General features: G+C 53.8%; 13 protein-coding genes. 8 read left to right on the forward strand and 5 right to left on the reverse strand.

The features are described 5' to 3' along the window. The first annotated feature begins 2 nt into the window (after window positions 1–2). Together QUD59_RS11710 and QUD59_RS11715 are read left to right on the forward strand one after the other, a co-directional pair. Entirely contained in the window at window positions 3–590 is a 588-nt protein-coding gene (locus tag QUD59_RS11710; protein ID WP_286237195.1) for a LemA family protein, read from the forward strand. A 20-nt stretch (window positions 591–610) separates the two neighbouring features. Further along, window positions 611–2,551 carry a M48 family metallopeptidase gene (locus QUD59_RS11715; protein WP_286237196.1) on the forward strand — a complete coding sequence of 647 codons (1,941 nt, stop codon included), beginning with the start codon at window positions 611–613 and terminating at the stop codon, window positions 2,549–2,551. Window positions 2,552–2,555: 4 nt separating this feature from the next. On the opposite strand, the gene QUD59_RS11720 is transcribed toward QUD59_RS11715, so the two are convergent. Then, the gene (locus QUD59_RS11720; protein ID WP_286237197.1) at window positions 2,556–3,065 is read right to left on the reverse strand and encodes a hypothetical protein; all 510 of its coding nucleotides are present in this window, start codon (window positions 3,063–3,065) and stop codon (window positions 2,556–2,558) included. A 173-nt stretch (window positions 3,066–3,238) separates the two neighbouring features. Continuing rightward, entirely contained in the window at window positions 3,239–3,616 is a 378-nt protein-coding gene (folX, locus tag QUD59_RS11725) for a dihydroneopterin triphosphate 2'-epimerase (RefSeq protein WP_286237198.1), read from the reverse strand. A 267-nt stretch (window positions 3,617–3,883) separates the two neighbouring features. Between folX and QUD59_RS11730 the strand changes: the two genes are divergently transcribed. From QUD59_RS11730 to nosR, 5 genes are read left to right on the forward strand one after another with little or no spacing between them, the layout of a single operon-like run. After that, window positions 3,884–4,504 (forward strand): response regulator, encoded by a 621-nt coding sequence (locus QUD59_RS11730; protein WP_286237199.1) that lies wholly within the window; start codon window positions 3,884–3,886, stop codon window positions 4,502–4,504. Beyond that, entirely contained in the window at window positions 4,504–5,598 is a 1,095-nt protein-coding gene (locus QUD59_RS11735) for an HDOD domain-containing protein (protein ID WP_286237200.1), read from the forward strand. The genes QUD59_RS11730 and QUD59_RS11735 overlap by 1 nt, the downstream gene beginning before the upstream one ends. 2 nt (window positions 5,599–5,600) lie before the next feature. Continuing rightward, window positions 5,601–6,419 carry a phosphate/phosphite/phosphonate ABC transporter substrate-binding protein gene (locus QUD59_RS11740; protein ID WP_286237201.1) on the forward strand — a complete coding sequence of 273 codons (819 nt, stop codon included), beginning with the start codon at window positions 5,601–5,603 and terminating at the stop codon, window positions 6,417–6,419. Window positions 6,420–6,462: 43 nt separating this feature from the next. Continuing rightward, window positions 6,463–8,100 carry a HAMP domain-containing sensor histidine kinase gene (locus QUD59_RS11745; RefSeq protein ID WP_286237202.1) on the forward strand — a complete coding sequence of 546 codons (1,638 nt, stop codon included), beginning with the start codon at window positions 6,463–6,465 and terminating at the stop codon, window positions 8,098–8,100. 11 nt (window positions 8,101–8,111) lie between these two features. Further along, complete coding sequence (gene nosR / locus QUD59_RS11750; protein WP_286237203.1) at window positions 8,112–9,392, forward strand: response regulator c-di-GMP phosphodiesterase, NosR family; 1,281 nt, start codon at window positions 8,112–8,114, stop codon at window positions 9,390–9,392. A gap of 17 nt (window positions 9,393–9,409) precedes the next feature. Here the strand turns inward: nosR and QUD59_RS11755 are convergent, their stop codons facing one another. Together QUD59_RS11755 and QUD59_RS11760 are read right to left on the reverse strand one after the other, a co-directional pair. After that, window positions 9,410–10,543, reverse strand: coding sequence for a beta-ketoacyl-ACP synthase III (locus tag QUD59_RS11755; protein WP_286237204.1), 1,134 nt, complete (start codon window positions 10,541–10,543; stop codon window positions 9,410–9,412). A gap of 164 nt (window positions 10,544–10,707) precedes the next feature. Continuing rightward, window positions 10,708–11,724: a sensor domain-containing diguanylate cyclase gene (locus tag QUD59_RS11760; protein WP_286237206.1), complete on the reverse strand. Its 1,017-nt coding sequence runs from the start codon at window positions 11,722–11,724 to the stop codon at window positions 10,708–10,710. 187 nt (window positions 11,725–11,911) lie between these two features. Between QUD59_RS11760 and QUD59_RS11765 the strand changes: the two genes are divergently transcribed. After that, complete coding sequence (locus tag QUD59_RS11765) at window positions 11,912–12,400, forward strand: hypothetical protein (RefSeq protein WP_286237207.1); 489 nt, start codon at window positions 11,912–11,914, stop codon at window positions 12,398–12,400. Here the strand turns inward: QUD59_RS11765 and QUD59_RS11770 are convergent. Then, window positions 12,385–12,873 carry an Lrp/AsnC family transcriptional regulator gene (locus QUD59_RS11770; protein WP_286237208.1) on the reverse strand — a complete coding sequence of 163 codons (489 nt, stop codon included), beginning with the start codon at window positions 12,871–12,873 and terminating at the stop codon, window positions 12,385–12,387. The two genes, QUD59_RS11765 and QUD59_RS11770, sit on opposite strands and share 16 nt — an antisense overlap. Between the last annotated feature and the right edge of the window lie 64 nt (window positions 12,874–12,937).

The raw sequence follows: 12,937 nt of genomic DNA on the forward strand, positions 1-12,937 counted from the left end.
TGATGGATGTAGCAACAATTGTGTTTCTGGTTATTGTGCTGGGCGCCGTTTTTTATGTGGTCAGTATCTACAATACCCTGGTCAAGCTGAAGAACCGCTTTGAGAATGGATTCTCCCAGATCGAGGTTCAGTTGAAGCGGCGTTATGATCTGATTCCTAATCTGGTGGAAGTGGCCAAAGGCTACATGCAGCATGAGCGTGAAACGCTGGAAGCGGTCATTCAGGCGCGTAATGAAGCTTCAGCTCTGTTGCGCGGTGTTGCACCGGGCAGTGGCTCAATGCAGCAACTGGCGGGTGCCGAAAATGCACTGCAGGGGGCGTTGGCGCGGATGAATATTGTGATGGAGGATTACCCGGATCTGAAGGCCAATGAAAATATGCTGCAACTGAGCGAAGAGCTGACCACCACGGAAAACCGGGTGGCGTTTGCCCGTCAGGCCTTCAATGATGCGGTAACCGAATACAACACCTATCGCCAGAGTTTTCCTCCGGTTCTGTTTGCCGGAACCTTCGGCCATCCAACTGATGCTTCTTTGCTGGAGTTTGAGGACAGCGCCCAGATTCAGGCTGCGCCTAAAGTCAGTTTCTGATCAGCTCAGGAGCCGTCGTAATGGATTTCTTTACCCAACAGGACAAGGCGAGGCGTAATACCGGCTGGCTGGTATTTCTGTTTGTGATGGCGGTACTGACACTGGTGCTGCTGACTAATCTGCTGATTGCGCTCACCGTCTGGTTTATGACCCAGGATGATACCCTGAACCGGGGTGTCAGTGTGATCGCGCAAACCGATAGCCGGACAATTGCCAGCCTGTTCTCCTGGAAACTGTTTGGTTTGATCTCTCTGGGTGTGGCCGGCGCGGTGCTGTGCGCAGTGGCGTATAAATGGTTACAACTGGGCAGCGGTGGCAAGGCGGTTGCAGAATCGCTGGGTGGCCGTCAGATCTCGCCGGATACACAAGACCCGAATGAGCGTATGGCGCTGAATGTGGTCGAGGAGATGGCGCTGGCGTCAGGCATGCCGGTGCCGCCGGTCTATCTGCTGGAAGAGGAAGCCGGCATCAACGCTTTTGCCGCCGGAAACAGTCCGGCGGATGCCGTGATCGGCGTAACCGCCGGTTGTATCCGGCATTTTAAGCGGGATGAGTTGCAGGGGGTGATCGCCCATGAGTTCAGTCACATCCTGAATGGTGATATGCGCCTCAATCTGCGCCTGATGGCGCTGCTGCATGGGATTGTTTTTATCGGCCTGGTCGGGGAGCTGCTGGCGCGCGGACACAGCAACCGCCGTTCTGATGGCCGAATTGCCGGCCTCGGACTGGCGTTGATCGCACTGGGCTGGCTGGGGACCTTTTTCGGTAGCCTGATCCGGGCTGCGGTCAGCCGGCAACGTGAGTTTCTTGCCGATGCCAGTGCCGTGCAGTTCACCCGTAATCCAAAAGGTATCGCGAATGCACTGAAACTGATCGGGGCCTACAGCGCCGGCAGTGAGATAGGCAATCAGCGCCGCAGTGAAGTCAGCCACCTGTTTTTCGGTCAGGTGGTCTCGAAAATGTCCTCGTTGTATGCAACTCATCCTCCTCTGGTGGATCGTATCCTGCGTCTGGATCCCAACTGGGACGGAAACTATCTCTATCGCAGTCCGAAAACTCGTGAACAGAAGCAGGCTGAAGATGAGCAGGCGATGGAGGTGAAAAAAGAGGAGATCTTTCAGCAGGCGGTGCTTACCGGAGCGGTTCTCTCGACGGGGAATGATCCCGGCGAAGCCTTTGCCGCCGGTGATCTGGATCAGATCCGGCTGGAGATCGATGAGTTACACCCGACGTTGGCGGAACATGCCCGGAATCCATTGGGAGCAGTGGTTGTATGCTGTGGCCTGTTGATGCACCGGCCGTCGGACCTGCAGCAACAGCAGATTGAGCTGATCCGGCAGAGCGGTTTTCAGGGCGCTGCTGATTCGGTTATGCAGATACTGCCGCTTATCACTACCCTGCAACCGGGTAATCGTCTGCCGCTGATGGAGATGCTGCTGCCAGCGCTGAAAACCATGTCGGCGGCTCAGTATCAGCAGTTCAAGCGCTTGCTGTTACAACTGATTCGGGTAGATAAGCAGACCGAATTATTTGAATGGTGCCTGTTCCAGATTGTGCGGCACTATCTGGCGGCGGATTTTGAACCACAGAAACCACGGCGACCGCGTCATTCCGAACTGGCACAGATCAGCGACAGCTACCGTCTTGTTTTGTCCCTGCTGGCTCACTACGGGCATGATCAGGCGGAGGATGCTGAGCGGGCGTTCAACAGAGGTGCCTCGGCAGCGGGCTTGTATAACATTGAGCTTCTGGCCGAGGCTGAGTGTGATCTGGACAGCTTTATGCAGGCGGTGCGGGAACTGGCCGATGTGTATCCGCTACTGAAACCCCGCCTGCTGACCGGCTTGCGCAAGTGTGCTGAGCATGATGGCCAGATCACCCCGCTGGAGCGGGAGGTCATCACCAGTATCGCGGCAGTGATGGATACACCGCTGCCGCAGTTTGACAGTCTGGTGAGATAGTCTGTCAGATCGCCTGAGAGAAGTTTCCGTGGTGGCGCTGGTACTCTTCGTCAAGGTGTTCAGTGGAGTAGTCGTGATAGCAGCGCCCGGTCACCAGTCGGCTGAGGCTGCGGCCCTCCATGTGTATATAGACCTTGTCGTGTGAGCGGTGAAAATCCAGAACCTCACCGGACTGATCGGGAACAATAGAGCCTGAAGGCAGAATGCGGTCGCGCTGTACCGTCAGAATCTCTTCGCGGGGGCTGTTACGAATAATGGTGGCGGGCAGGCTGCGTCCGTTTTCGAGGATGGTAACACCGTCGCCGATGTTGTAGTTGGCAAACTTATCTTCCGCTCTGCGCTGGAGCAGTTCATCCAGCACATCGACCAGAATGTTGATGACGATCTCATGCACTTCCATTGCACCGAGCAGGTCGCGGCAGAACTGCTTCCGGTCGGGGGCTGCAAGCCAGGCGGCTGCATTCTGATCGTTGACCTCTTGGCGAATTACCCGGTTAAACTGATTGATATCCATAATCTGACCTCTCCCTGAAGTACTACGTCTGTAGGGGACAACACTAGGTCAGATTAGTACGTAAGTAGTAAAACGCAAACATTAAAAGCTGTTTGAAATGAGCGTTTTTCATGGCGCTTTTTTCTCTATAAAAAAGCATAGCAACCGGGTTTAGGCAGTTACCTGATGGCTGTCTATTTCTGTAGCGGATCTTTTTTCCACTCCAGCGACAGAGAAACTGAATCGGCAAATCTCAATGCATGAGGCTTATCGATTGTGACCTTGGCGTAGAGGGTCCAGGGGTGCTCACTGCAGATCTCAAGTACGTCAGAAACCAGCTTTTCCAGAAGCAGAAAACGTCCCGCTTCCACATGCTGAATCACCTGCTTGGTAATGGTTTTGTAGTTCAGGGCCTGATCCACATCATCCTCGCTGAAAGCCTTGTTTGCCGGGTACTGTATCTCGATGTTAATCACTACATCCTGCTGTTTTTCCATCTCTTCCGGATTGAATCCGATAAAAGTTCGCAGACGAAGATTAGTGATATTGATGATTGCGTTACTGAGGGCCATCAGAGTGCTTCCTTTGTTCTGTTTCAGGTCCGGTATCAGCTTCGGGGCTGTACCCTGATCAGGATAACTTAATTGGGCAGATGGTTCCCCTGTTGCAAAGGAAAAAGCGCGTCAGGGAACGCTTGCAGGCGTCATTAAGAGGGCGTTAGGGGTGAAACTAATTATGTGACATTTGTGACATTTGTGATTATTCTGAAACTGGATGTTGTTTGAATTCTTGTTTGAATCTGATGTTTCTGTCGGGCTGGATAGTTGGAGCTGATCGAAATGAAAACGTTTTCGACAGGCGACATTGCAAAGTTCTGCGATGTAAATCTGCGTACGGTGATCCGCTGGATCGAGAAAGGTGAACTCAAGGGGTTTAAGTTGCCCGGACGTGGCAACAACCGGGTCACCGAAGAGGAACTGGTTAAATTCTTCCAGCGCCACCAGATGCCGATACCAAAAGAGGTGTCTGCATCAGCAGATACCGCGCGAACGGTGCTGATTGTGGATGATGATGTGCAGGTTGGCCGGGCGATTCAAAGGGTTTTACGCCGTGCCGGTTATCGTACGCTTCTGGCGGAAGACGGTTTCCGTGCCGGTACCCTTCTGATGAGTGAAAAGCCTGCAATCATGACTCTGGATCTGAGTATGCCGGGGCTTGATGGTTTTGCGGTGATTCGTTTTGTCAGGGAGAGTGCTGAGATCAGAGACACCCGGATATTAGTGATCTCAGCGCTGGATAAACGTCAGTTGCAGGCGGCATTAGCGAGCGGGGCTGATGCCTGTCTGGAAAAACCTTTTGCCAATGAGCAGCTATTGCATCGGGTCAGCCAACTGCTGAAGCCGACTTTTACCGCGACTGACCGCAATGAGTGTCAGGCCATTTCAGGAGAGCCGCATTAATGAAAGATCAGAGCGGAAGCATCATATTTATTGATGATGAAAGTGCGGTGCTGAGTTCATTGCGCCGCGCACTGCGGTCCCGTTTGCGTGACTGGGAGTTGGTGTTTGAACAATCACCTGAGCGGGCGCTGGAGCAGGTCCAGAGTATCCGGCCCTGGGTGGTGGTTGCGGAAAAGCGGATGTTGCCGATGGATGGTGCGGAACTGCTCAGTCGGGTCAAACATCTGCAACCGGATGCGGTGCGGGTCATTCTCAGTGCTGATACCAGCGAGGGTACTGCACTGACGCCACTGGAATCCGCGCATATTCTGTTGCCCAAACCTTTTGATATCGATCTTCTGACGGCCACGATTGAACGGGCAGCCTGCCTGCGGCATTTTGCTTTGTCAGATCAGGTGCGGCGTGAGATAGGTTCTTTGCAGACTCTGCCGGTACTGCCTGCCACCTACCGGCGTCTGGTGGAGTATGTTGAATCGACAGATGACGTGGACAGTGACCGGGTGGCGGCTTTAATCAGTCAGGATGTCGCAGTATTGAGTAAGTTGGTGCAACTGGCAAATTCTCCGTTCTGGGGCTACCGAACTCAGGTATACAGCGCCCGCGATGCGGTGGTCCGGTTGGGGCTGGATCTGGTGCGCAAAGTGGTGCTCAGCGTCGGTCTGTTTGTGACGGATGTGGCCGAAGGGGAGCATGCGGGGCTGCTGACCCGGGCTGAGCGGGTGGCGGAAAAATCACTGCTGCTGGCTCGTGAAAGTGGGCGTAGCCGAGCTCAGGTGGAGCAGGCCTATTTTACCGGCCTGCTGCACAATATAGGAGAGCTGGTCGAACTGGGTGGTAAAACCGGGTTATCGGCGGACACTCTGGGGGCTTTTTTACTCCAGCTATGGGGGTTCGAGCAATCTCTGGTCGACAGCCTGCGTTATCAGTCAGACCCACTGGCGCAACCGCAACCTGCGGTTCAGACCTGCCAGTTATACATCGCCCGACGTTTGCTGGAGGCGGAATCGGGCAATGTGGCGCCTGAGGCGCTGCTGGCTTCGCTGGATCCCGATCTGCTTGAATGTGCTGCACTCCCCTCAGATTACAGGAGCTGATTATGATCAGACAATGGTTGTCCGTTGCGTTGCTTTGCAGCGTATTAAGCCCTCTGGCTCAGGCACAGACGCTCACCCTGGGGATTGTTCCTCAGCAATCTGCTGAGAAGCTGGCGCGGCTGTGGACTCCGGTAGCGGAGTATCTCAGTGCCAAAGCCGGTGTCGATATTATTTTTTCTACCGCTCAGGATATTCCGACGTTCGAACAGCGTCTGCTGGCAGGGGAGTACGATCTGGCGTATATGAACCCCTATCACTTTACGGTATTCAATCAGAAGCCGGGCTACCGGGCGATTGCCCGGCAGAAAGATAAGCGGATCAAAGGCATTATCGTGGTGAAGAAGGACAGCCCGATCCAGTCACTGGCTGAGCTGCAGGCGCAGACACTGGCCTTTCCTTCACCGGCTGCCTTTGCTGCCAGTGTGTTGCCCCGGGCGAAGATAGCGCAGGACGGCATCAGTTTTACCCCGCAATATGTCTCCTCCCATGATTCGGTTTATCTGACGGTTTCCCGTGGGCTGTTTCCGGCCGGGGGCGGTGTGCTGCGTACCTTTAATAACACCGATCCCAAAGTGCGGGAGCAACTGCGCATACTCTGGACGACACCGGGTTATACACCGCATGCCTTTGCTCTCCACCCGCGGATAGATAAGGCGCTGGGAGAGCGGATTCAGGCGGCGCTGCTGAGTATGAATCAGGCACCTGAAGCAACCGCGTTACTCAAGGCGATCAATTTTAAGGGTATAGAGTCCGCCGTTGATGCCGACTGGGATGATGTCCGGGCACTGAATATCCAGCTTCTGCAGTCGATGCTGGACTGATCCGGCGTGAGCAGTACCCGCGTATCGACAAAGGGAGTGAAAGATGTCGTTAAGGCTTAAGACTATCATCGGTGTTGCAGCCATTGAGGCGATTCTGTTGCTTCTGCTGGTCACTATGACTCTGGATTATCTGCGCACGACCAACTACGAAGGGATCAATAAACGCGCTCAGACCACTGCAACCCTGTTTGCAACCACCGCCAAGGACGCCGTGCTGAGTTACGATCTGGCTTCGCTGGAGTCATTTGTGCAGGAGGTGTTGAAAAACCCCGATCTTATCTATGCCCGGGTACTGGGGCCGCAACAACAGGTATTTGCTTCGGCCGGCGATAATGCGGCTCTGAATCGCCCGTTTATTGCTGATGGGGAGGTTGAAGCCGTGCATGATGGCATCTTTGATACCTACGCCGAAATTCGTGAAGGTGGCGTGGTCTACGGTCGTGTGGAGCTGGGTCTGGATATCCATCTGCTGCGCGGCACGATTGAGGAAGCGGAGCGGCGCAGCGTCATGATTGCGGCGCTGGAGATGGGGCTGGTGGCTCTGTTTTCGCTGATACTGGGCACCTATCTGACCCGCCAGCTACAGGTGCTGACCCGGGCCGCTAAAAAGATCTCCTCCGGGGAGCTGGATATCCAGATCCCGGTCAAAGGGCGGGACGAGGTCGCCGATGTAGCGATGGCTTTTAATGCCATGGCCCTCAATCTTAAAGAGGCCAGCCAGCGCAGGGATCAGTACGAGCTGGCATTGCAGGAGCTGAACCGTTCACTGGAGGATCGGGTGCAGAAGCGGACGCGTCAGTTGGAGGAAAAAAACCACGAACTTGAAAGGGCGAACGCCGAGATCAAAAATGCTCAGGCCCGCTTGCTGCAGTCGGAGAAGATGGCGTCTATCGGTGTGCTGGCCGCTGGCGTGGCCCATGAGATCAATAACCCGTTGGGGTTTGTGATGAGTAATCTGGCAACCCTCGATCATTATGTTGTGAACTACCGCACCCTGATTCAGGAGTATGAGACGCTGTCTGCGCTGGAATCCGATGAGGCGCGTCAGGCGCAGCGGGAAAAAATTGCGCTGCTGCGCGACGAGTATGATCTGGAATTTATGAATGAGGATCTGGATGAACTGCTGAAAGATACCCATGAAGGCTCGGTGCGGGTGCGTGAAATTGTTAAAGGGCTCAAGGCATTTTCCCATGTGGATCAATCTGAGGAGCGGCAGTGGGCGGATATCAACGAATGTATTGAAACCACGCTGAAGGTGGCGAATAACGAGCTGAAATATCACTGTGAGGTAGAAACGGATCTTGGCGATATCCCTCAGGTTAATTGCATGCCGGGACATATCAAACAGGTGATCCTGAATATGCTGCTCAATGCCGGGCACGCGATTAAGGAGCGAGGCCTGATCCGGGTGGAGACCTTGCAGCAGGGAGCGCATGTTGCCATCAGAATCCGTGATAACGGCTGTGGTATTGCCGAAGATGAGATGAGCAAGTTGTTTGATCCTTTTTTCACGACCAAAGAGGTGGGAGAGGGGACCGGGCTGGGGCTGGCCATCTCCTACGGCATTATCGTGGAAGACCACGGTGGTGAGATTCAGGTAGAGAGTCAGTTGGGAGAGGGAACCTGTTTCACCCTTTTGCTGCCTGTCGAACCGCAGAACCAGTCTGAGCCGTTGAATTAAGGAGAGCATGAATGGCGGATTATAAGGATTTTTGTCTGATGCTGGTGGACGATGAGAGTGCTGTCCTCAGCGCCCTGAAGCGTCTGTTACGCAGGCTCGGCTGTCAGGTGATCACCTGCAATTCAGGCCGGGAAGCGCTGGAAACGCTGCAAGACACCCGGGTCGATCTGCTGATCAGTGATATGCGGATGCCGGATATGGCAGGGGAAGCGCTGCTTGAGCAGGTGGCTGAAACCTATCCTGACATCGAAAGGATCGCGATCTCTGGGTACGCTGATGTAAACAGCACGATTGATGCGATCAACCGGGGACGGGTCAGCCGTTTTCTGCTCAAACCTTGGGATGATGAGGAGCTGCTGGCACTGGTAGGTAAAACGCTGGATACCTTGTATCTGAAGCAGGAGAACCTGCGTTTGCAGCGGGAGACTGAAGAGAAAAACCTCGCCCTTAAAGAGCTGAATCAGCAGTTAGAAGCCAAAGTTCAGCAGCGCACTCAGCAACTGACACGGGCGAATAAAAAACTGACTGAAAACTACCGGATGGTGGTGCGGATGTTCTCCGTCCTGATCGGCAGGCGTCTTGGTATTAAAGCTTCTGCTGAAAATTTGCAGCTCAACCGGATCCTGCTTCAGGTGGCTGCGCGTGCCGGATTAGAGGGGCAGGAGCTGAAACAGTTGTTCTACGCCTGGCAGCTCCGGCAGATCGGTAAACTGAGCTTTCCTGATGAGTTAATCCGTAAGCCTTATCTGCAACTGAGTGTTGAACAGCAGCGGCTGTTCCAGACCCATCCGGTCATGGCGCAGGCCGCCTGTCTTATGGTGCAGCCGCTCTATCCTGCCGGGAAGATCATTCTGCAACACAAGGAATATCTGGATGGCAGTGGTTATCCGCGGGGCATAAAAGCACAGGATATTAAGTACCGGGCACAGATTCTTGCGGTTCTGAATGACTACGTTGAGCTGATTCGAGGGGTCTATTCCGAACGTCAGCACAGTACGGATGAAGCCCTGAAGTACCTCAGTGAAACGGCTGCGGAGCGCTATAACCAGGCTATTGTTGAGATTCTCAGGGAGGTGATCGGGGCCCTTTCCAAAGACGGTGAAGTGCTCAGTGATAAGATTCTGTTCAGTGATCAGTTGCGGCCGGGGATGGTTCTCAGCCGCGATCTGATCAGTGCTGATGGTATTTTGCTGCTGGGTGCCGAACAGCGTCTCGACGCCACTGCGATTGAACGGGTCCGGGATCTGGAGTTCAATCTTGAAGAGCAGTTTAAAATTTACGTCAGTCAGTAGTCTTATCGCCACCGGGTTCAGCGCTGGCGAATTACCAGACTGCCGATTGAGTAGCCTGCACCAAAGGAGCAGATCACGCCGATATCGCCACTTTGCAGATCATCCCGGTGCAGGTTGAAGGCGATCAGCGAGCCGGCGGATGCGGTGTTGGCGAACTGGTCGAGAATGATCGGCGCTTCCTCCTGAGTGGCATCACGACCGAGCAGCTTGCGCCCGATCAACTGATTCATATTGATATTGGCCTGATGCAGCCACCAGCGTTTTACTTCGCTATTTTCAAACCCCAGTTGTGCCAGTTGGCTGCTGATATGTTCTGCTGCCATAGGGCAGACCTCTTTAAACACTTTACGCCCTTGCTGAATAAAGAACTTATCGGCGCCGAAAGGATCACTGTCATCGGTGTAGGAGAGGTAGCCAAAGTTAGAGCGGATGTTGTTGGAGAACAGGGTAACCGCTTTGGTACTGAGCACCTCATAGGAGGTATCTGAGCGGCAGGTGTCTGCGCGCTCCATCACGGTGGCTACCGATACGTCACCAAAAATAAAGTGACTGTCGCGGTCGCGCCAGTTGTTTTGTGGCGAAGTCAGCTCCGGATTGATCACCAGCACGGCTTTGGCTGTTCCTGCGCTGAGCATCTCGTAAGCCCGTTGCAGGGCAAAGGTGGCGGAGGAGCAGGCGACCAGCATGTCGAAGGCGAAACCCTTAATCCCCAGCGCAGCCTGTACCTCAATTGCGATCGCCGGATAGGCACGCTGGGTGTAGGAGCAGGCGACGATGACTGCATCGATCTCGGCGGCTGGTTTATTGGCGGATTGCAGCGCTTTTTCTGCAGCATTCAGGGCCATTTCGGCCTGGTGTGACAGTTGTTCGTTGCTGCGGGGTTCTATAAACGGGCGCATCCGCTGTGGGTCGAGTGCGCCCTCTTTGCGGTAAACATAGCGGCTTTTGATCCCCGAAGCTTTGGTAATAAATTCTGCACTTGAGAGGGGTTTAGCCTGCAGTTCACCCGCCTCGATAGCGGCTGCATTGTCCTGATTGTAACGCTCTGCGTATTGGTTATAGGCTTGCACCAACTCTTCATTACTGATGCTGTACTCGGGAATCCAGAGACCTGAGCCGCTGATAACGATGGGGTTGGTGTTGTCGGTCATGAACTGTTCTCACTAAAAAATGCATACCCTGCCGTTTACAAAGCACCGTTGAATCGTAAGCGGTGCCGGGCAGGGTGGGTTCGGGGCATAAAAGAGCGTAATTCTCGCTTTTATTCCGCCCCTTGCCAGTAACATTAAGCTTTACAGCGGGGTAACAGATTTGTTCAGGTGCCGGGCATCATCAACCGGACATTATTCCGGTCAGACTCTTTGGCCTGATAAAGCGCCTGATCCATCCGCGCAAATAGTGTGTCACCGGAGTCCAGCTGGTGATACTGGGTAACCCCGAAACTGCAGGTTACCTGAACTTTTCCGTCAGTTTTCTGCCGGGCAATCAACTTGCGCAGGCGCTCTGCCATCTCCAGCGCCATATCTGACAGCGTATTGGGCAGGATAATGGCGAACTCCTCGCCTCCCCAGCGCGCCAGTACGTCACTGTCGCGGATATGCTCACGCAGCAGGCCGGCGACATTTGCCAGCACTTTGTCACCCATCTTGTGGCCGTAGCGATCGTTTATCTCTTTGAACAGATCGATATCCGCCAGAATCACACACATCGGCTGAGAGTAGCGTTGAGCACGCTTGATTTCGATATCGATCAACTGCTCAAACATACGCCGGTTATAGGCACCGGTAAGGGCATCCCGGCTGGCAATGTATTCGATCTCCTCAACTTTCTCGGCCAGGGTCTGGTTCAGTTGTGCCAGCTCGGCGGTACGCTCCCGCACAATATGCTCAAGGTTTTCATACTCACCCTGCAGAATCCGGTTTTGTTGTTCGAGGCGTTTCTGGGTGGTTTTCAGTGCGTGTATATTGGTATGGGCACCGATCATACGTGCCGGTTTGCCGGCTTCGGTCCACTCGACGATCCGGCCGGAGTCTTCGACCCAGAGTGGTTCACCATCCAGACATACGCAACGGTACTGAATCCGGTAGAGAGGTTCTCTGCCCTGCAGGTAGTTTTCAAAATGCTCCATCACCCGGGGCAGATCTTCCGGGTGAATAACGCTTTCCCAGGTCAACACATCCTTGTTGAAACAATCGACATCGTAACCGAGCATCCGGTACCAGCCCGGGCTACGATCCACGTGGCCGCTGAGAATATTCCAGTCCCAGACGCCATCCGCAATAATGTCGAGGACATACTCCAGAGTTTTCTCCGGATTACTGTGTCTACTCATAACATTCCTTGTACTGCATAAGTCAGTGGTCATCTAAACTGCGGTGTGGTTTCAGGTATATTGACCTGTATCTGTCCGGCAGCTTTGAAGGTTCCTTCGCTGAAAGCGTTATTTCATCACCAGACGGCTGCAGTTTATCCATTCAAAAATAGCATGCTAACAGGCAAATGCTACCGGAGTTTTATTCATGCAGGAGAATGCAGACTGGTTGCGTCGGGCCGATGCCACGTTTGCTCAGGCTAAACCAGAGCACTTTACCCGGTTTTGGCATTGCGATGAGTGTGCCGAACATGACCAGACATTATTGCAGTTCGAAGCGGATACGATTGGTCTGGAACAGCTCGGAAATCCGGCCTGGGATCCGATCTGTTTCAGCTCAGTTGAGGGTAAACTGTACTATATGCCGGCGATGATCCGTCTGACGCTGGAAACCATGGATGCTGAGTTTTATCTGGATCAGTGGTTGTTTCACCTGACACTGGACGGGCCGGACAACGAGCTCTGCCGGGCCGCGACGGCTGAGCAGCGGGCGCTGATCTGCGAGCTGCTGGCTTTTATTCTGGAACACTATCCGGATCAGCTTGAGCAGGGCTTTGCGCTGGATGATCTGTTGCGCTGCTATGAAATCTGGTCGGCGGAAGCCACACCTCAGATCATGCCTCAAGCACCAAGGTAATCCAGTGGCATGGATGTGCTGTCGACTACTTTGCGCATAATAAAGGCGGATTTTACCCCGGTGACACCGCGGATCCGGGTGATCTTGCCGAGCAGGATGTCGTGGTAGCGGTCCATATCGGGTACCGCGACTTTTAACTGATAGTCCGCATCATGCCCGGTGATCAGATAACATTCCATCACTTCCGGCAGCGTACTGATCGTACTTTCAAACTCTTCAAACCGTTCCGGGATATGTTTGTCCATGCTGATGTGCAGAATGGCAAACAGGTTCAGGTCGATGGCCCGCTCGTTCAGTCGCACTACGCGGTCACGAATCACGCCGGACTCTTCCAACTGTCTGACCCGGCGAGAGCAGGGGGCCGCAGTGAGACCGACCCGATCGGCCAGATCCTGATTAGACAGGTCGCCATTGTTTTGTAATTCGCGCAATATTTTCAGGTCAAAGCGGTCGATTGAGACAGAAGTTTTCATTATATTTTTCTTTGCGGCAATTTGTTTGTGCTTTTATTTTAATTTGTGAATTATTATTGCGCAA

This window comes from Neptuniibacter halophilus (genome assembly GCF_030295765.1).
Lineage (GTDB): Bacteria > Pseudomonadota > Gammaproteobacteria > Pseudomonadales > Balneatricaceae > Neptuniibacter > Neptuniibacter halophilus.